Origin of the sequence: Croceibacterium aestuarii (assembly GCF_030657335.1) — a bacterium.
Classification (GTDB): Bacteria; Pseudomonadota; Alphaproteobacteria; order Sphingomonadales; family Sphingomonadaceae; genus Croceibacterium_B; species Croceibacterium_B aestuarii.
On record NZ_CP131039.1, the window covers coordinates 955,511 to 970,982 of the forward strand.

At 65.5% G+C, this 15,472-nt stretch carries 18 protein-coding genes; 9 read left to right on the forward strand and 9 right to left on the reverse strand.

What is annotated here, in order from left to right; translation table 11 throughout:
* Window positions 1-20 precede the first annotated feature (20 nt).
* The 3 genes from Q7I88_RS04540 (at window position 21) to Q7I88_RS04550 (ending at window position 2,297) form a co-directional block, all read left to right on the forward strand.
* The gene (locus Q7I88_RS04540; protein ID WP_305097850.1) at window positions 21-551 is read left to right on the forward strand and encodes a MarR family winged helix-turn-helix transcriptional regulator; all 531 of its coding nucleotides are present in this window, start codon (window positions 21-23) and stop codon (window positions 549-551) included.
* A gap of 59 nt (window positions 552-610) precedes the next feature.
* Window positions 611-1,594: a thioredoxin-disulfide reductase gene (gene trxB, locus Q7I88_RS04545; protein WP_305097851.1), complete on the forward strand. Its 984-nt coding sequence runs from the start codon at window positions 611-613 to the stop codon at window positions 1,592-1,594.
* 115 nt (window positions 1,595-1,709) lie between these two features.
* Entirely contained in the window at window positions 1,710-2,297 is a 588-nt protein-coding gene (locus Q7I88_RS04550) for a hypothetical protein (RefSeq protein WP_305097852.1), read from the forward strand.
* A gap of 60 nt (window positions 2,298-2,357) precedes the next feature.
* On the opposite strand, the gene gyrB is transcribed toward Q7I88_RS04550, so the two are convergent.
* Window positions 2,358-4,862, reverse strand: a complete 2,505-nt coding sequence (gyrB, locus tag Q7I88_RS04555; RefSeq protein WP_305097853.1) for a DNA topoisomerase (ATP-hydrolyzing) subunit B — start codon at window positions 4,860-4,862, stop codon at window positions 2,358-2,360.
* 665 nt (window positions 4,863-5,527) lie between these two features.
* Window positions 5,528-5,824: a hypothetical protein gene (locus Q7I88_RS04560; RefSeq protein ID WP_305097854.1), complete on the reverse strand. Its 297-nt coding sequence runs from the start codon at window positions 5,822-5,824 to the stop codon at window positions 5,528-5,530.
* A gap of 222 nt (window positions 5,825-6,046) precedes the next feature.
* On the opposite strand from Q7I88_RS04560, the gene guaA reads away from it, so the two are divergent.
* The 3 genes from guaA to Q7I88_RS04575 all read left to right on the forward strand — a co-directional run bounded on the left by guaA (window position 6,047) and on the right by Q7I88_RS04575 (window position 8,804).
* Entirely contained in the window at window positions 6,047-7,621 is a 1,575-nt protein-coding gene (gene guaA / locus Q7I88_RS04565; RefSeq protein WP_305097855.1) for a glutamine-hydrolyzing GMP synthase, read from the forward strand.
* A gap of 257 nt (window positions 7,622-7,878) precedes the next feature.
* Window positions 7,879-8,247 carry an alpha/beta hydrolase gene (locus Q7I88_RS04570; RefSeq protein WP_305097856.1) on the forward strand — a complete coding sequence of 123 codons (369 nt, stop codon included), beginning with the start codon at window positions 7,879-7,881 and terminating at the stop codon, window positions 8,245-8,247.
* A gap of 107 nt (window positions 8,248-8,354) precedes the next feature.
* The gene (locus Q7I88_RS04575; protein ID WP_305097857.1) at window positions 8,355-8,804 is read left to right on the forward strand and encodes a CHRD domain-containing protein; all 450 of its coding nucleotides are present in this window, start codon (window positions 8,355-8,357) and stop codon (window positions 8,802-8,804) included.
* Window positions 8,805-8,813: 9 nt separating this feature from the next.
* Here the strand turns inward: Q7I88_RS04575 and Q7I88_RS04580 are convergent, their stop codons facing one another.
* Window positions 8,814-9,449 carry a hypothetical protein gene (locus Q7I88_RS04580; RefSeq protein WP_305097858.1) on the reverse strand — a complete coding sequence of 212 codons (636 nt, stop codon included), beginning with the start codon at window positions 9,447-9,449 and terminating at the stop codon, window positions 8,814-8,816.
* Complete coding sequence (locus Q7I88_RS04585) at window positions 9,446-9,874, reverse strand: hypothetical protein (protein WP_305097859.1); 429 nt, start codon at window positions 9,872-9,874, stop codon at window positions 9,446-9,448. Before Q7I88_RS04585 ends, Q7I88_RS04580 begins: the two co-directional genes overlap by 4 nt.
* Window positions 9,875-10,057: 183 nt before the next feature.
* Between Q7I88_RS04585 and Q7I88_RS04590 the strand changes: the two genes are divergently transcribed.
* A complete protein-coding gene (locus Q7I88_RS04590) occupies window positions 10,058-11,569 on the forward strand; it encodes a thioredoxin family protein (protein WP_305097860.1) in 1,512 nt (503 codons plus the stop codon).
* A complete protein-coding gene (locus Q7I88_RS04595) occupies window positions 11,554-11,991 on the forward strand; it encodes a GNAT family N-acetyltransferase (protein ID WP_305097861.1) in 438 nt (145 codons plus the stop codon). Before Q7I88_RS04590 ends, Q7I88_RS04595 begins: the two co-directional genes overlap by 16 nt.
* 50 nt (window positions 11,992-12,041) lie before the next feature.
* Here the strand turns inward: Q7I88_RS04595 and Q7I88_RS04600 are convergent, their stop codons facing one another.
* The 5 genes from Q7I88_RS04600 to Q7I88_RS04620 form a co-directional block, all read right to left on the reverse strand.
* A complete protein-coding gene (locus Q7I88_RS04600; RefSeq protein WP_305097862.1) occupies window positions 12,042-12,275 on the reverse strand; it encodes a hypothetical protein in 234 nt (77 codons plus the stop codon).
* A gap of 188 nt (window positions 12,276-12,463) precedes the next feature.
* Window positions 12,464-13,018, reverse strand: coding sequence for a DUF924 family protein (locus tag Q7I88_RS04605; protein WP_305097863.1), 555 nt, complete (start codon window positions 13,016-13,018; stop codon window positions 12,464-12,466).
* Between the two features lie 4 nt (window positions 13,019-13,022).
* Window positions 13,023-13,424 carry a hypothetical protein gene (locus Q7I88_RS04610; RefSeq protein ID WP_305097864.1) on the reverse strand — a complete coding sequence of 134 codons (402 nt, stop codon included), beginning with the start codon at window positions 13,422-13,424 and terminating at the stop codon, window positions 13,023-13,025.
* A 61-nt stretch (window positions 13,425-13,485) separates the two neighbouring features.
* On the reverse strand, window positions 13,486-13,746 hold the full coding sequence (locus Q7I88_RS04615) for a zinc-finger domain-containing protein (protein ID WP_305097865.1): 261 nt from the start codon (window positions 13,744-13,746) through the stop codon (window positions 13,486-13,488).
* Window positions 13,747-13,789: 43 nt separating this feature from the next.
* Window positions 13,790-14,299 carry a DUF4402 domain-containing protein gene (locus Q7I88_RS04620; RefSeq protein ID WP_305097866.1) on the reverse strand — a complete coding sequence of 170 codons (510 nt, stop codon included), beginning with the start codon at window positions 14,297-14,299 and terminating at the stop codon, window positions 13,790-13,792.
* A 199-nt stretch (window positions 14,300-14,498) separates the two neighbouring features.
* Between Q7I88_RS04620 and Q7I88_RS04625 the strand changes: the two genes are divergently transcribed.
* Window positions 14,499-15,449 (forward strand): ABC transporter ATP-binding protein, encoded by a 951-nt coding sequence (locus Q7I88_RS04625; protein WP_305097867.1) that lies wholly within the window; start codon window positions 14,499-14,501, stop codon window positions 15,447-15,449.
* The last annotated feature ends 23 nt before the right edge of the window (window positions 15,450-15,472 follow it).

Below are 15,472 nucleotides of genomic sequence, written 5' to 3' on the forward strand. Positions count from 1 at the left end.
GGGCGGAATAGGGCAGTGGCATGGCGAGCGAGGGGGCATTGCAGCGCAAGGCAGCCGAAGCAGGTAGCGTCGCGGTCCATCGCGAGGGCGAGACGCCGCCGGACATCTTGCTGACCGTGTTGCTGGTGCTGGTCGGGCGCCGCTGGCGTTCGCTGCTCGACGAGAAGCTGCGGCCGACGGGTCAGTCGAGCGCGCGCATGGAGGCGCTCTCGGCAATCAGGAATTCGCCCCCGCGCAGTGCGCAGGTCGAAATCGCCAAGCGTCTGCGCATCGAAGGACCGACGCTGACGCGGATGATCGATACGCTGGAGAAAGACGGGCTCGTTGCGCGCCTGCCCGACCCGGCGGATCGCCGCTCCAAACTCTTGCAGCTGACCCCCGCCGGCGATCAGGCGCTGCAGGAAATCTTCGACCTTGCGGATGTCTATCGTACCCGCCTGCTCGAGGGAATCGACGACGGCGACAAGGTGGCGCTGGCGCGCATTCTGGGGGGATTGCTCGAGCGTCTCGACGAGGGCTTGGCGGGGGACGGCTCGGGCCAGCCCGCTTGATTGGCGCCCCGCCGCCGCTACCTAGGGGCTGAGGCGATTCTTCATCAGAGACGGACCACATGGCGACTCACACCACCCGCATGCTCATCATCGGCTCCGGCCCCGCCGGCCTTTCTGCCGCCATCTACGGCGCGCGTGCCGGGATGGAGCCGATCGTCGTGCAGGGCCTGCAGCCCGGCGGCCAACTGACCATCACCACCGACGTCGAGAACTACCCGGGCTTCCGCGAGGTTATCCAGGGGCCGTGGCTGATGCAGGAGATGCAGGCGCAGGCCGAACATGTCGGTACGCGGATGATGTGGGACACCATCACCGAGGTCGACATCGCCGGCGGCACGCCGTTCAAGGCGATCGGCGACAGCGGCGACGAATATGTCGGCGACGTGCTGGTCATCGCCACCGGGGCGCAGGCCAAGTGGCTCGGCGCGCCGGGCGAGGAGGCGCTGTCGGGCAAGGGCGTCAGCGCCTGCGCGACCTGCGACGGGTTCTTCTACCGCGGCAAGAAGGTCGCGGTGATCGGCGGCGGCAACACCGCGGTCGAGGAAGCGCTTTACCTGACCAACCATTCGGACGACGTGACCCTGATCCACCGCCGCGACGAATTGCGCGCGGAGAAGATCCTGCAGGACCGGCTGTTCGCCCATCCCAAGATCTCGGTGCTGTGGAACAAGACGGTCGAGGAATTCCTCGGCGATCCGGCTGGTGCCGGACTGACCGGCCTGAAACTGCTGGATACCGTCACCGGCGAATCCAGCGAGTTCGCCTGCGAGGGCGCCTTCGTCGCGATCGGCCATGCCCCGGCGACCGAGCTCTTCAAGGGGAAGCTGGAGATGGACGCAAACGGCTACCTGCTGGTCGAACCGGGTACGCCGAAGACCAACGTCCCCGGCGTCTTCGCCTGCGGCGACGTGATGGACCACGTCTATCGCCAGGCCGTCACGGCCGCGGGCACCGGCTGCATGGCCGCGCTCGACGCCGAGCGGTTTCTCGCGACATTGGAATTCGCCGCCCGCGAAGCCGAACAGGCCGAAGCCGCCGAGTGAGCTCCGCTAGGCGGTGAGACAGGGCGCACGGCAGCGCGGCGGGACCGGGAACTGGATCCCGGCTCTTCCGTAGTTGTCACCGTGAGCGGGAGGGGCCCACAGGAAAGGTGCCCCGATGCAGACGCAGACAGCCATTCTCATCCTGATCGCCGCGGCGGTGGTGCTGGCGCTGGCCTTCTGGTTCATCGCCCGGCGCAAGAACACGGCTGCGCTGCGCGAACACTATGGCGACGAATACGACCGGACGGTCGAAGCCCGCGGCGGCGTGGCCGATGCCGAACGCGATCTCGAAGAGCGAGAGAAGCGGGTCAAGCATCTCGACATCCGCCCGCTCGGCCTCCAGCAGCGAAGCGAGTTCATCGACGAGTGGCGTGAAGTGAAGGCGGTGTTCGTCGACAGCCCGGTTGAAGCGGTACACCACGCCGATCGCCTGCTGGCGGAGATCATGACCGCGCGCGGTTATCCCATGGCCGACTTCGACCGCCGCTACGAAGACCTGACCGTCGACCACGGCGAAGTGGCGCGGCACTACCGAGAGGGACACGAGATCGTGCTCAGCTATGGCAGGGACAATGCCTCTACCGAGGATCTGCGACAGGCCATGATCCACTTCGAGGCGCTGTTCGACGACCTCGTCAACGAAGTGACAGGCGTCGACAAGACCCGCCCCGTCGACCGCTCGGCGACGACCAGGATCGGCTGACCCGCCTGACTTCGAGGCGATTCGGCCGGACGGGCCTTGCGGCGTCCCTGCCGTGTCCGATCAGACGTCGAGATTGGCCACGTTGAGCGCGTTGTCCTGGATGAACTCGCGGCGCGGTTCGACGACATCGCCCATCAGGCGCGTGAAAATCTCGTCGGTCACATCGGCGTCCTCGACCTTGACCTGCAGCAGCTGACGGTTGTCGGGGTCGAGCGTGGTCTCCCACAGCTGCTCGGCGTTCATCTCGCCGAGGCCCTTGTAGCGGCTGATCGACAAGCCTTTGCGGCCCGCGGCGAGAACCGCGTTGAGCAGTTCGGTGGGCCGGGTGATGGCGCCGGCGACAAGCACCGGGGCGTCGCCCTCCGCGTCCTCTTCGGATCCCTCCGGCTCTGGCTCGGGTTCGGCCTCGGCTTCGGAGGCGCGGACCAGCCGCGAAGGCGCTTCATAGTATTCGACCTGTTCCTGTGCGAGCCGGTGCATCTTGCGCGCTTCGGCGCTCGACACGAAGGTGGCGTCGAGCAGGTGCACATCGGCGACCCCGCGCCATACGCGCCGCATCCGGATTGCGCCTTCGGGAGAGAGGTCGCCTTCCCAGGTCGCTTCCGGATCGCCCATCGACAGGCGCGCCGCCGCTGCCGCCAGCGCTTCGGCTCGCGCCGCCGGAGAAGCGTCCGGATCGAACGCCCCGGCAAGCGCGAGTTGCTCGATCACGCCGGCGTCGTAACGCCGCGGGACAAAGGCCATCAGGTTCTTGAGGCGTAGCGCGTGGTCGACGAGCGTGCGGAGCCCCGTTGCCGGAATAAGGCCCGACTGCGTTTCCAGCAGCCGGCCCTGAAGTCCGGTGTCGACAAGGTAGCGGTCGAGCGCGCCCTGGTCCTTGAGATAGACCTCGGAGCGGCCCTTGCTGACCTTGAACAGCGGCGGCTGGGCGATGAACAGATGGCCGGCGCGGATGATGTCCGGCATCTGGCGGTGGAAGAAGGTCAGCAGCAGGGTGCGGATATGCGCCCCGTCGACGTCGGCGTCGGTCATGATGACGATCTTGTGGTAGCGCAGCTTGCCGAGGTCGAACTCGTCGCGCAGGCCGGTGCCCATCGCCTGGATCAGCGTGCCGACTTCCTTGGAGGAGATGATCCGGTCGAAGCGCGCGCGTTCGACGTTGAGGATCTTGCCGCGCAGCGGGAGGATCGCCTGGTACTGGCTGTCTCGGCCCGACTTGGCCGAGCCGCCGGCCGAATCCCCCTCGACCAGGAACAGCTCGCTCTTCGACGGATCGCGCTCGCGGCAGTCCGAGAGTTTGCCCGGCAGGCTGGCGACGTCGAGCGCGCCCTTGCGGCGGGTCAGCTCGCGCGCCTTGCGCGCCGCTTCGCGGGCCGCGGCGGCATCGATGATCTTGAGGATGATCGCCTTGGCGTCGTTGGGATTCTCCTCGAGCCACTCGGTCATCTTCTCGCCCATGAGGCTTTCGAGCGGCTGGCGCACTTCGGAGCTGACCAGCTTGTCCTTGGTCTGACTGCCGAACTTGGGATCGGGCAGCTTGACCGAAACGATCGCCGTCAGGCCTTCGCGCATGTCTTCGCCGGAGAGAGTGACCTTCTCCTTCTTCATCAGCCCCGAACGTTCGGCATAGCCGTTGAGCGTACGGGTCAGCGCGGCGCGGAACGCGGCGAGGTGCGTGCCGCCGTCGCGCTGCGGGATGTTGTTGGTGAAGCACAGGACGTTTTCGTAGTAGCTGTCGTTCCATTCGAGAGCGACGTCGATGCCGATGCCGTCCTTCTCGGCCGAGACCGAGATCGGCTCGGGCACCAGCGGCTGCTTGTTGCGGTCGAGGTATTTCACGAAGGCCGAGATGCCGCCTTCGTAGAACAGGTCGTGTTCGGCCACGTCGGCGTGGCGCTTGTCGCGCAGCAGGATGTGAACGCCCGAATTGAGGAAGGCGAGCTCGCGATAGCGATGCTCGAGCTTCTCGAAATCGAATTCGGTGACGTTCTTGAACGTGTCGGTGCTGGGCATGAAGGTGACGCGCGTGCCGGTGCGCTCGCGCCCGGCCGGCCCCCTGATCTCGAGCGGCGAGACGGCGTTGCCGTGCTCGAAGCGCATCCAGTGCTCCTTGTCGTCGCGCCAGATGGTCAGCTCCAGCCATTCGCTGAGCGCGTTGACAACGGAGACGCCGACGCCGTGCAGACCGCCGGAAACCTTGTAGGCGTTGTCGTCGGAAGTGTTCTCGAACTTACCGCCGGCGTGGAGCTGGGTCATGATGACCTCGGCCGCCGAGACGCCCTCGCCCTTGTGCATGTCGACCGGAATGCCGCGGCCGTTGTCCTCGACCGAGACGGAGCCGTCGGGGTTGAGTTCGATCAGGATCAGGTCGCAGTGCCCGGCCAGCGCCTCGTCGATGGCGTTGTCGGAGACCTCGAACACCATGTGGTGAAGGCCCGATCCGTCGTCGGTATCGCCGATGTACATGCCGGGGCGCTTGCGCACAGCGTCGAGGCCCTTGAGGACCTTGATGCTATCGGCTCCATAGCCGTTGGTGTTGGGGGTGTTTTCGCAGTTTGCGTCCATGCCCATCATATAGGGATTGGAGGGGCCATTCCCAAGCGTCGCGGGCATATTTTGCACAAGTCCGGCGCGGGGTGCTTGCGATGCCGAAACGCGCGGATTCCTGGGGCGCAGATAGGCCAAGTCGCGACTGGTCGGGGAAAGAAAGTCGGGGCGCGGCCGCCGGGGGGATGGGGAGAGAGGGGCGGCCGCGCCCCGTACGGGGTCTTCAGCTTGACTGGTGGACGATCAGACGATCGTTGCCGACAGCATCGCGCCGCTAAGGGTGGCGGCAGCGAGGAAGACCAGGATGTGCGATGCGATGGTGCGCATGGCGTAGCTCCTGTTCTGGTTATTCGCCGGCTGGGGGCTGGGGGGAGAGGGGTGCCTCCCAGCCGGCTTGAGCGGTCAAATAGTGTTGCATGACATACAACTCAAATGCGAAAACCGCGACGGTTGTTGCGTAGCGTGCAACAGCCTGTCGCCAATCTTCGAGTGAGCTGAGTGGCTACATCCACACGAGCGGGAGCGGATAGCGCCCGGCGCATTCGAAGTAGGAATTGAGGATTTGCTTGGCGATGCGGAGCATGATTGGCCTTTCTGTTTGGAAGGGATGGAGGAGAATTCGCGTGCTCGCGGCCGGCCCGGGGGAGAGGAGGAGAGCCGGGCCGACCGCAAGGGGGTGAAGGTCAGCGCAGCGCGACGGTGATCGCGGCGGGCTCGGCGGCCCCGGCGAGCTTGCGGTCGATCTCGCCGCGCACCTCGCTCCGGCAGTCCTTGTAAAGCTGCCAGCCCTTGAGATCCCGCAAGAAGGGCTTCTCGCATGCACGATCGAGCGCGACTTCGATCTTCTGGTCGAGCGTGGGAGTATGACGTTCTGAGGGTCGCGGCGCGGGTCGCTCGCCGATCACCAGCACGGTGGATTGCGCCGAAGCGGGCACGGCCCCCAGCACCGACGTGGCAAGAGCGGCGATCAGAAGTTTCATCATCGTCTTCCTCCGGGCAGTTTGTAAGTGTCGCATACAATGTTGCGGTGCAGCATATATATTGCAAGTGCGAAAAAACGCAGTTCCAATGCATTCGATGCAACACGGCGACCTGTCCGCCCGACGGGCTCAGGCGCATGGTGGATGCACAGGCCGCACACCGGTCTCGGCGCGGGCGCTGCCTCGCTTTACAGCCCGGCGCGGCCTCACTATCGCCCCGCCATGGACGCAGCGCACCTTCCCGATTCCATCCTCATCGTCGATTTCGGCAGCCAGGTGACGCAGCTTATCGCGCGAAGGGTCCGCGAGGCAGGCGTCTATTCCGAGATCGCGCCGTTCTCGCTGGCCGAGGCGGCATTCCACCGCTTGAAGCCCAAAGGCATCATCCTGTCCGGCTCTCCGGCCGGGGTGCCAGAGGAAGGCTCGCCGCGCGCACCCGAAATCCTGTTCGAGGCCGGCATCCCCATTTTGGGCATCTGCTACGGCCAGCAGGTGATGAGCCATCAGCTCGGCGGGGAAGTGCGCCCCGGGCACGAGACGGGCGACGGCGGCGAATTCGGCCGCGCGTTCCTCACCGTGACCAAGGAATGCGCGCTGTTCGACGGCCTCTGGCACGTCGGCGAGCGCCATCAGGTCTGGATGAGCCACGGCGACAAGGTCACTCGCTTCGCCCCCGGTTTCGAGATCGTCGCGATCAGCGACGGCGCGCCCTTCGCGGTGATCGCCGACGAGGAGCGCAAGTTCTACGGCACGCAGTTCCACCCCGAAGTGGTCCACACGCCAGATGGCGGCCGCTTGATCGCCAACTTCGTGCGCCACGTCTGCGGGCTTGCCGGAGACTGGACGATGGCCGAGTTCCGCAAGACCAAGATCGAGGAAATTCGCGCCCAGGTCGCCGACGGCAAGGTCATCTGCGGCCTCTCCGGCGGGGTCGACTCCGCCGTCGCCGCGGTGCTGATCCACGAGGCGATCGGCGATCAGCTGACCTGCGTCTTCGTCGATCACGGCCTGATGCGGTTGGGTGAGGCCGAGCAGGTCGTTACCCTGTTTCGCGACCACTACAACATTCCGCTGATTCATGTGGACGCCGAAGAGAAGTTCCTCGGCGGGCTGGCAGGCGAGACCGATCCCGAGAAGAAGCGCAAGTTCATCGGCGCGGCTTTCATCGACCTGTTCGAAGAAGAGGCGCGCAAGATCGGCGGGGCCGACTTCCTCGCCCAGGGGACGCTCTATCCCGACGTGATCGAGAGCGTCAGCTTCACCGGCGGTCCTTCGGTGACGATCAAGAGCCACCACAACGTCGGCGGCCTGCCCGAGCGGATGAACATGAAGCTGGTCGAGCCGCTGCGCGAGTTGTTCAAGGACGAGGTCCGCGAACTCGGCCGCGAACTCGGCCTGCCCGAGGTCTTCGTCGGCCGCCACCCCTTCCCCGGTCCCGGCCTCGCCATCCGCATTCCCGGAGAGGTGACCAAGGAGCGGTGCGACATCCTGCGCAAGGCCGACGCGATCTATCTCGACGAGATCCGCAAGGCCGGGCTCTACGACGCGATCTGGCAGGCCTTCGCCGTGCTGCTGCCGGTCAAGACTGTCGGAGTGATGGGCGACTACCGCACCTACGACAGCGTTTGCGGCCTGCGCGCGGTGACCAGCACCGACGGGATGACCGCCGATGTCTACCCCTTCGACGCCGGTTTCCTCACCCAGTGCGCCACGCGCATCGTCAACGAGGTCAAGGGCATCAACCGCGTGGTCTACGACTACACGTCGAAGCCGCCGGGCACGATCGAGTGGGAATAGGATGGCCCAAGCGACGGTGATCTTTGCCGCTGGGCGGGGAGGCTCGCCCGAGCGCCACTTCGCGACGCTGGCGCGTTTCGAGAAACGAGGCCTGCAGGTGGTCGCTCCGGATCTTCCGATGATCGCCACGATGCGGCCGACCGCAGACGATCTTCTCGATAGGGCAGTAGCGCTGGCCGCTGCGCTTGATGCTGCTTCCCCCATTTGGACCAGTTGTTGGCGTCGGCCACTCTGTCGGAGCGACTAAACTGCTTGCCATGACGGGTGCGAAAATCTGGATGGCGCCGGGCGACTGCCTGTCCATTCCGCGCGAGCCGAGAGTCGAAAAACTCGCCATGCTCGCACCTCCGGTGGAATGCTTCGCAGCTCCGGGAGCGCTCGACGAGGTGACCTTGCCGCTGTTTCTGCGTTCCGGCGGCCGCGATAAGATTACCCCGCCCGGTAGCCACCGAGAATTCCTGCGCGCCCTGCCGGAATGCGTCGAGGTGGATTACCAAGTCGTGGCTGAGGCTGGACACTTCAGCTTCATGGACAAGTTCCCCCCGGGTGAGACGGAAACGCTGCCCGACGGGCCGGGCTATCGTGCCCAGCTTGTCGCTGAAATCCTTGATTTCGCTCATCTTTGACCATCGTCTGGCGGATCGAGTGGGTACAATCGGAACGACTCTTCTCTTTCGGCCGTTCGACCCCTCGTAAGCCGCACTCACGCGGCGACGAATCACGAGAGGTCGCCATGAACAGAACAATTGTCTCGATCACCGCGCTTGCCGGGGCCGCCAGTCTGGCTGCCTGCGCGACGCTCGAAGAGGAGGCGGTCGACGCCACTTCGGACACCTACCATGCGACGCTGCTGGGCTCGAACGAGGTTGGCGGAGGCGATCCCGATGCTTCCGGCCGGGCCGAAATCTCGATTTCCGATGCATTCAACCAGGTCTGTTACGAACTCAAGGATCTGAAGGGCCTCGACACCGTCACCGCGGCGCATATCCACTTCGGTAAGGCCGGGACGAACGGACCGCCGGTGCTGACCCTGACCAAGTCGAACCAGGGCGAATGGAAGGGCTGCAAGGACGGCGCGGAATGGACGCAGAACCGCCTGCAGGGCAACCCGCAGGATTTCTACGTCAACGTCCACACGACGGCTTACCCGAACGGGGCAATCCGCGGCCAACTGGTCGATTGATCGCGGCGCTCACTCGCTCCGGCGAGTGAGCGCTCGCACCAGTCCAATGAGCAGCAGCACGGCGGGAACGGCCAAAGTGGCCAGGCCGGTCAGACCGTTGAGGCCGGGGACATGCTTCCAGTAGAAGACCATGGCCACAACCAGCACGAGCCCCGCACTGATGTATGCTTTTACCGGCACGCTCGACATCGGATTGACGAACAGGCTCTCGTAATTCTGCCCGGGCAACGAAGTCTCCCCATCGGCCACCTGCCCCGCCGACAGCATGTCGCGGTAATACGGCAGGTAGGCGAAGCATAGCGCCGCATTGAGCGCGACGGTCAGCAGCGCCAGCACGCTGAGCACCGCATCGCCCTCGATCAACAGCGCGATGAACGCGCCGACGACATTGACCGGCATCAGCGCCGCGAGCGCGAAAGGCACCAGCCGATCGACGATCAGCAGCGCGCCGGCGGCGATGGCGATGAACTTGGCCACTGCCAGCAGTCCGCTCTGGTCGAGCTGGCCCATCAGCCGCGCCGCCATCGGATCGTGCCACGCCATCGGCGGCACGAAGGGCACCAGGAAGGGCAGGAAATAGGCCAACGCCGTCACGGCCATGAGCAGGCCGAGCAGCAGGCGCAGCGCATCGAGCGGGCGGATCATGGCTGCACCTCCTTCTGCCCCCAAGGCCAGCGCGGAGTTGCGTGGCGCACGAACATCGGCCGGTAGCTATCCCAGTAGGCGAGCAGCAGCAGCACGTTGCAGGTCAGCACCGACCAGCCGTAGATCGCCGAGGCGGTCCACCAGCCCTGCAGCTCGGTGTCCCAGTACCAGACCGTGAAGGAGACCGGCAGGACCATGACCAGGAACAGCGGCAGGCGAATCCCGAGCAGCACTGCGATTCCGGCAACCAATTCGGTCGCCTTGACGAATGTGAACAGCCCGCTGTCGAGCAGGGCGGTGAACACCCCGATGCTGAGCGGCTCGTTGCCGGTCGGCTGCGGGTAGAGGCGGATGAAATGGTTGAGGCCCGCGGGTATCATCCACGCGGCATAGATCAGGCGCACGAACCAGACTGCGTAACGCATAAAGCCCTCCCCCAGGCCAGGCAGGGCGGCGGGTTCGGCCAGCCTGTTCCCCTGGGACAGGGTAGGCTGCGGCGAAAGCGATTGTAAATGCCCATGTCGGGGTACCGGCGCTTCCGGTTGCATCCGCAACCTTGCCCCGCGATGCGAGTCGGGCCACAAGCGCGACCGACGAAAGGGATTTGCATGCGCTATACGACCGTTGCCGCTGCCTTCGCGCTGACGCTTGCCACCGCCGCCTGCCAGAACGGCAGCGACCAGGCCGAAGTCGCCCAGGCCAGCGAAATCGCCTGGCGCCACGGCGACGTTGCCGATGCGCTGACCGAAGCCAAGGAAGCCGGCAAGCCGGTCATCCTTTACTGGGGTGCGGTGTGGTGCCCGCCGTGCAACCAGATGAAGGCCACGCTTTTCCGCGACCCGGAATTCATTGCCGAGACGCAGAACTTCATTCCCGTCTATCTCGACGGCGATACCGAGGGTGCACAGCGCTGGGGCGAACAGTTCGGCATCAGCGGCTATCCGACCGTCATCATCCTGCAACCCGACGGGACCGAGATCACGCGCATCGCCAGCGCGACGATGGCCGGCGAGTTGCCCCACCTGCTGGAGGTCGCGGCCAAGCGCACGACCTCGATCGAAACTCTGTTGGCCAAGGCCCGGGCCAACACCGCCAACCTCGACAAGGAGGACTGGACCATTCTGGGCGGGTTCGACTGGATGAACGATCCCAAGCACTTTTCCGACCTGACCAAGGCCGGGACGCTGCTCGGCCGGCTCGCGCAATCGGCGCCGACGCCCGAACTGCAGCGCCGCTTCGGCCTGCTAGCCTTGGCGGTCGAAGCCGACGACACGCTCACCGCCGAACAGCAGGCACGGGTCGAACGCGTGCTTGGCGGCATGCTCGAAGACAAAGACGAGATCCTCGCCAACCGGCAGGAGCTGACATATTACGCTCCCGACTTGGTCAACGCCTTGCCCGCGGGCGAGGCGCGCGAGCGGTTGACCGGCAAGCTGATCGAGGCCGGCGACACGATCTTCGCCGCCGACGGACTTTCGCTGACGGACCGGGTCGACGCCGCGAATATCGACATCGCACTCGCCAATTCGAATGGCGGAAAGGTCCCGGCCGACGTTCTGGCGAAGGTTCGCGAGCGGGCCGAGTGGGCCGATGCCCACGCCAAGGACAAGCAGCAGCGGCAATCGGTGATGGACGATGCCGCTTACCTGCTCAAGGACGCCGGAGACATCGAGGCGGGCCGCAAAATCCTGCTCGGCGAACTCGAGACCTCCGAAGCGCCCTACTATTACATGAGCAGCCTTGCCGACTTCGCCGAAGCGCAAGGCAAGGACGCGGAGGCGATCGACTGGGCGCACAAGGCTTACGAGGCCTCGCGCGGCCCGGCGACGCGGGTGCAGTGGGCCATCTCGTGGTCGAACTACGTGATGCGCCTCACGCCGAAAGACAAAAAGGCCGTCGAGGCCAGCGCGCAAGCCGTGCTCGCGGAGTTGGCCAAGAACCAGGAGGGCTATTTCCAGCGGACCCGAGTCAAGATCGACAAGTGGGGCCAGTCGCTGGCCGAATGGGCGGCCAAGAACGGCGGCAGCGAAGTGCTCGACGGTCTGCGCACCGAGATGGCGGAGTTGTGCACCAAGCAGGGGGGCAAGGCCGAAAGCTGCCAGTCGTGGGCGAAAGCCTGATCCGGGCGGCCGCGGCGGAGGACAGCGCGGCGCTCGCCCGGTTGGTCGGCCAGCTCGGCTACGACTCCACCGCGGCCGAGATCGAAGAGCGCTTGGATCAGTTATCGGCCGAAGGATGCGCGGTTTTGGTCGCCGTGCGCGGGGGCGAGGTGGTCGGCTGTCTCAGCACCTCGCTGATGCGCGTGATCCACCGCCCCGCACCCGTCGGGCGGATTTCGATGATGGTGATCGAGGAGCGGCTGCGCGGCCAGGGCATCGGCGCAGAACTGGTCGCCGCTGCCGAGCGGCACCTGCTCGCGTCGGGCTGCCGATTGATCGAAGTGACGAGCAACCTCGCCCGCGAACGGGCGCACGCCTTTTACGAACATCTCGGCTACGAGAAAACCAGCGTGCGCCTGTCGCGCGAACTCGCGACGAAATGAAAAGGGCCGCAGTAACGCGGCCCTTTTCGAAATCTTGTGGTACGCGAGCCCTACGGGCTGGCGGGAAGGTCGCTGGTGTCGAAGCTGTCGTCGTTCGAAACCAGGAGAGCCACCGCGACGGCTGCGCCGAGCACGGCAAGAATGGGGAGAAGCGAACCGCCGGCCAATTCTTCCTTCTGCGAAACATGCGAGGACCCGCGAGCTTCGGCGGCCTGCGCTGCCAGCGGTGTGGCAATAAGCCCAGCGGCCGCGAGCGCGGTGAAAGTGGTTTTGGCGATCTTCATATACGACTCCCTATAATGCATCTCGTCTTTGCCCTCAACGACGAGTCGGGTCAAGCGTTCCCGGAAGCCGCGCCTTATCTCAGACGCTTCGAAACGCAAGAAGAATGCGCTGCAAATGGTTCGATCAACCGGATCTCCGGATGGGCGTTGCCCCAGGCGAAATGGCGAGATTCGACCGGTCCCGCCGGTCACCAGGCAAAGCCCGCGGCAATTGCCTCTTGCTCAAGAGCGGTTGGCGCTCTGCCAAGCACGGCATTGCGGTGCGGAAAGCGGCCAAAACGGGCAATCATTCGGCGATGCGCGCGGGCAAAAGCGAGTGCCCTCGAATCACCGAGTTCGGCGAAAAAGCGCACACTCGCGATCTGGTCCCGGCGATCCTCGCTATGCATCAGCGGCATGGCCAGAAACTGGCGTTCGTGAAGTCCCAGCCCCGTATCCCAGCCGCGTTCGAGCGCGCCCTTGGCGATGGCGCGGGCAAGCGGGTCGCTGGTGAAGGCGAGCGCCGACTGGCGGTGCAGGTTGCGCGGGATTTGGTCGAACAGAAGCACGGCACCGCGCGCGATATATGCATCGCCCAGGAAGTCGGAGGCAGGGCGGCGTCGCAGCGCGTCCCACCATCGGCCGAAGCGCCGCGCCAGTTCTCGATCGAGCGCGGGGTCGGAAGCAAACCAATCGGCCGGGCCGAGATGGTGAAACCAGAAATGCAGCAGGTCAGCCGCCCATGGGCGCCGGGCGGCTGCCAAACGGTCAGCCCTCCCGGGTGTAGGGCACGAATTCGGTCAGGAAGACGATTCCCGTCGTCATCCCGCTCGACCTGTCGATGGTGTGCATCTGGTCCTGGACGCACAGCTGGCTCGGGCTGAAACGGTTGATTACCAGGATGTCCGAGGTGTCGAGTTGCCGGGGCTGCGCGGGCCGGGCGACGTAAATCGTCTTGCCGTGGCCGTAGACCATGGCGACCTGGTCGATGATCTCGGGGCTGTCACTGCGCAAAGTGTTGATGCAGCTTACCGGTTCGCCGGCGGTCCGCCCATCGATCAGCTTCGCCAGCCGCTCCTCGCCCCGTGCCACGCGGTCTCCGGCAACGGCGGGTGAAATCGCGCCGAACGCAATTGCAGCGCCGGCGATGCAGGAAAGAAAGGTCTTCATCGTGTGTCTCCTGACCGGATTCTTACACCGGACCGGGTGAACACCGGCTGACCGCCTGATCTCAGGCGACGCTCGCGTCGCCCGGTTCGGGCAGGTCGCCGGGCGAAACCTCGTGGATGCCGTGTTCGGCCGCGCTGCCCCTCAGCACGAAACGACGATCGCAGTAACCGCAATCGACGTAGCCCTTTTCGTCGATCTCGAGCCAGACGCGCGGGTGCCCGAGCGATGCCGGGCGATAGCCCGCTCCGCCGCGGATTGCGCCGGCGCCGTCGCACGAGACGCGGCGGGTGTCGGTCAGGGTGATTTCGGGTACGTATTCCACGGCCCCGCCGTTATCGCGAAGCGCGGGTTCTGGCAACAGCGGTTCAGTTGAACTGGATCTGCACGAGCACGGTGCCGTGGTAGACCCCGGCGGGCTGGGCGGCGCCGACATGCAGGGTTCCGCCGAGCCTGAATTCGGTGATGCCGTTGGCGGTGTCGATGTTGTAGCGGCCAAGGTTCCAGCCGCTTCCGCCGCCGTTTGCGCTCGTCATCCCCGTCGTTCCGAGAGTGATGGCGTCCATCGTCATGCTGTTTCCGGCCCCGGCGGCCAGCGTAACGGTCCCGCCGTTGGTCTCGCGGATGCGCACCTTCCAGTTGCGCTTACCGTAGATATTGAAGCGGGCGGCGCGGCACACCCCGCTGCGGACAAGCCCGCTCGATGCCGTGCAGTTCGCGGTGCTGGCCGGGGTCAGGACGATGGTGCCGGCGGCGTTTGGCTGGACGATCGAGCCGAAGGCCATGTCGGCGGTCTTGGCGATGGATCCCGGAGTCTGGATGACTGTCAGCGCGTCGGCGCTGGCCGTGTCCTGCGCCCTCGCTTGCCCGGGCGCCAAGATGCACGGCACAGCGGCGGCGAGCGCGAGAACCGCGCGCGGGCCCTGCGCTGGCAGGCAAGGTTTGCAGGATGTTATAGGCCCCATCGTGCCGCTCTTACGATAGCAGCCGATAGGGGATGGTTGCCCTGCATGGTTAAGACGGCGGCAACAAACGACAGCTTTACGCCGTGCGTCCCGCGCCTCTAAAGGCGAGCGCATGAGCGACACCGCACCCGCCATCGCCATCCGCGACCTGGTCAAGGAATATGCCGCATCGCCCGGCGCACCGCCCAAGCTGGCGCTCAAGGGGGTGACCTTCGATGTCCCCGAAGGCGGCATCTTCGGGCTGCTCGGGCCGAACGGCGCCGGCAAGTCGACGCTGATCAACATCATGGCCGGGCTGGTCACCAAGACCTCGGGCACGGTGGAGATCTGGGGCCACGATATCGACCGTGACCACCGCAACGCCAAGCTCAACATCGGCATCGTGCCGCAGGAGATCGTCTTCGATCCGTTCTTCACGCCCTTCGAAGTGCTCGAAAACCAGGGCGGGATGTACGGCGTGCCCAAGGCGCTGCGCCGGTCGATGGAACTGCTCCGCGCGGTGCACCTCGAAGACAAGCGCGACGCCTATTCGCGCACGCTATCGGGCGGCATGAAACGGCGCCTGCTGATCGCCAAGGCGATGGTCCACTCGCCGCCGATCCTGGTGCTCGACGAGCCGACGGCGGGCGTCGACGTCGAACTGCGCCGTCAGCTGTGGGAGCTGGTCACCGAACTCAACGCCGAGGGCGTGACCGTGGTCCTGACGACCCACTACCTCGAGGAGGCCGAGGAGCTCTGCGACCGCATCGCCATCATCAACCACGGCGAACTGATCGCCAACAAGCCGACCCGCGAAATGATCGGCATGATGGGGGAAAAGGTGGTCGAGGTGACGGTCGACAGGGACATCGGGGAGATCCCGAGCGACCCCGCGTTCCACAAGTGCGAAAAGACGGGCGAGCGGAGTATCGCGATAACTTTCGACAAGTCCCGGGTCAGCGCCGGCCAGGTGCTCGCCCGGCTGCAGGCCCAGGGTTTCACGATAGAGGACGTGACGACTCGCGAGGCGGACTTGGAAGACGTTTTCGTACAGCTCACCAGCGGCGTGCCCGAAGCGGCCTGAACGCTTGCCGAGCAAGGCGCGGC

Bases quoted from the DNA above. Each gene is read 5' to 3' on its own strand.
- Q7I88_RS04585 (WP_305097859.1), bottom strand. From the start codon at position 9,874: ATGCGTTACGCAGTCTGGTTCGTGCGCCTGATCTATGCCGCGTGGATG.
- Q7I88_RS04550 (WP_305097852.1), top strand. From the start codon at position 1,710: ATGCAGACGCAGACAGCCATTCTCATCCTGATCGCCGCGGCGGTGGTG.
- Q7I88_RS04560 (WP_305097854.1), bottom strand. From the start codon at position 5,824: ATGAAACTTCTGATCGCCGCTCTTGCCACGTCGGTGCTGGGGGCCGTG.
- Q7I88_RS04590 (WP_305097860.1), top strand. From the start codon at position 10,058: ATGCGCTATACGACCGTTGCCGCTGCCTTCGCGCTGACGCTTGCCACC.
- Q7I88_RS04580 (WP_305097858.1), bottom strand. From the start codon at position 9,449: ATGATCCGCCCGCTCGATGCGCTGCGCCTGCTGCTCGGCCTGCTCATG.
- guaA (WP_305097855.1), top strand. From the start codon at position 6,047: ATGGACGCAGCGCACCTTCCCGATTCCATCCTCATCGTCGATTTCGGC.
- gyrB (WP_305097853.1), bottom strand. From the start codon at position 4,862: ATGGACGCAAACTGCGAAAACACCCCCAACACCAACGGCTATGGAGCC.
- trxB (WP_305097851.1), top strand. From the start codon at position 611: ATGGCGACTCACACCACCCGCATGCTCATCATCGGCTCCGGCCCCGCC.
- Q7I88_RS04570 (WP_305097856.1), top strand. From the start codon at position 7,879: ATGACGGGTGCGAAAATCTGGATGGCGCCGGGCGACTGCCTGTCCATT.
- Q7I88_RS04625 (WP_305097867.1), top strand. From the start codon at position 14,499: ATGAGCGACACCGCACCCGCCATCGCCATCCGCGACCTGGTCAAGGAA.
- Q7I88_RS04575 (WP_305097857.1), top strand. From the start codon at position 8,355: ATGAACAGAACAATTGTCTCGATCACCGCGCTTGCCGGGGCCGCCAGT.
- Q7I88_RS04610 (WP_305097864.1), bottom strand. From the start codon at position 13,424: ATGAAGACCTTTCTTTCCTGCATCGCCGGCGCTGCAATTGCGTTCGGC.
- Q7I88_RS04600 (WP_305097862.1), bottom strand. From the start codon at position 12,275: ATGAAGATCGCCAAAACCACTTTCACCGCGCTCGCGGCCGCTGGGCTT.
- Q7I88_RS04540 (WP_305097850.1), top strand. From the start codon at position 21: ATGGCGAGCGAGGGGGCATTGCAGCGCAAGGCAGCCGAAGCAGGTAGC.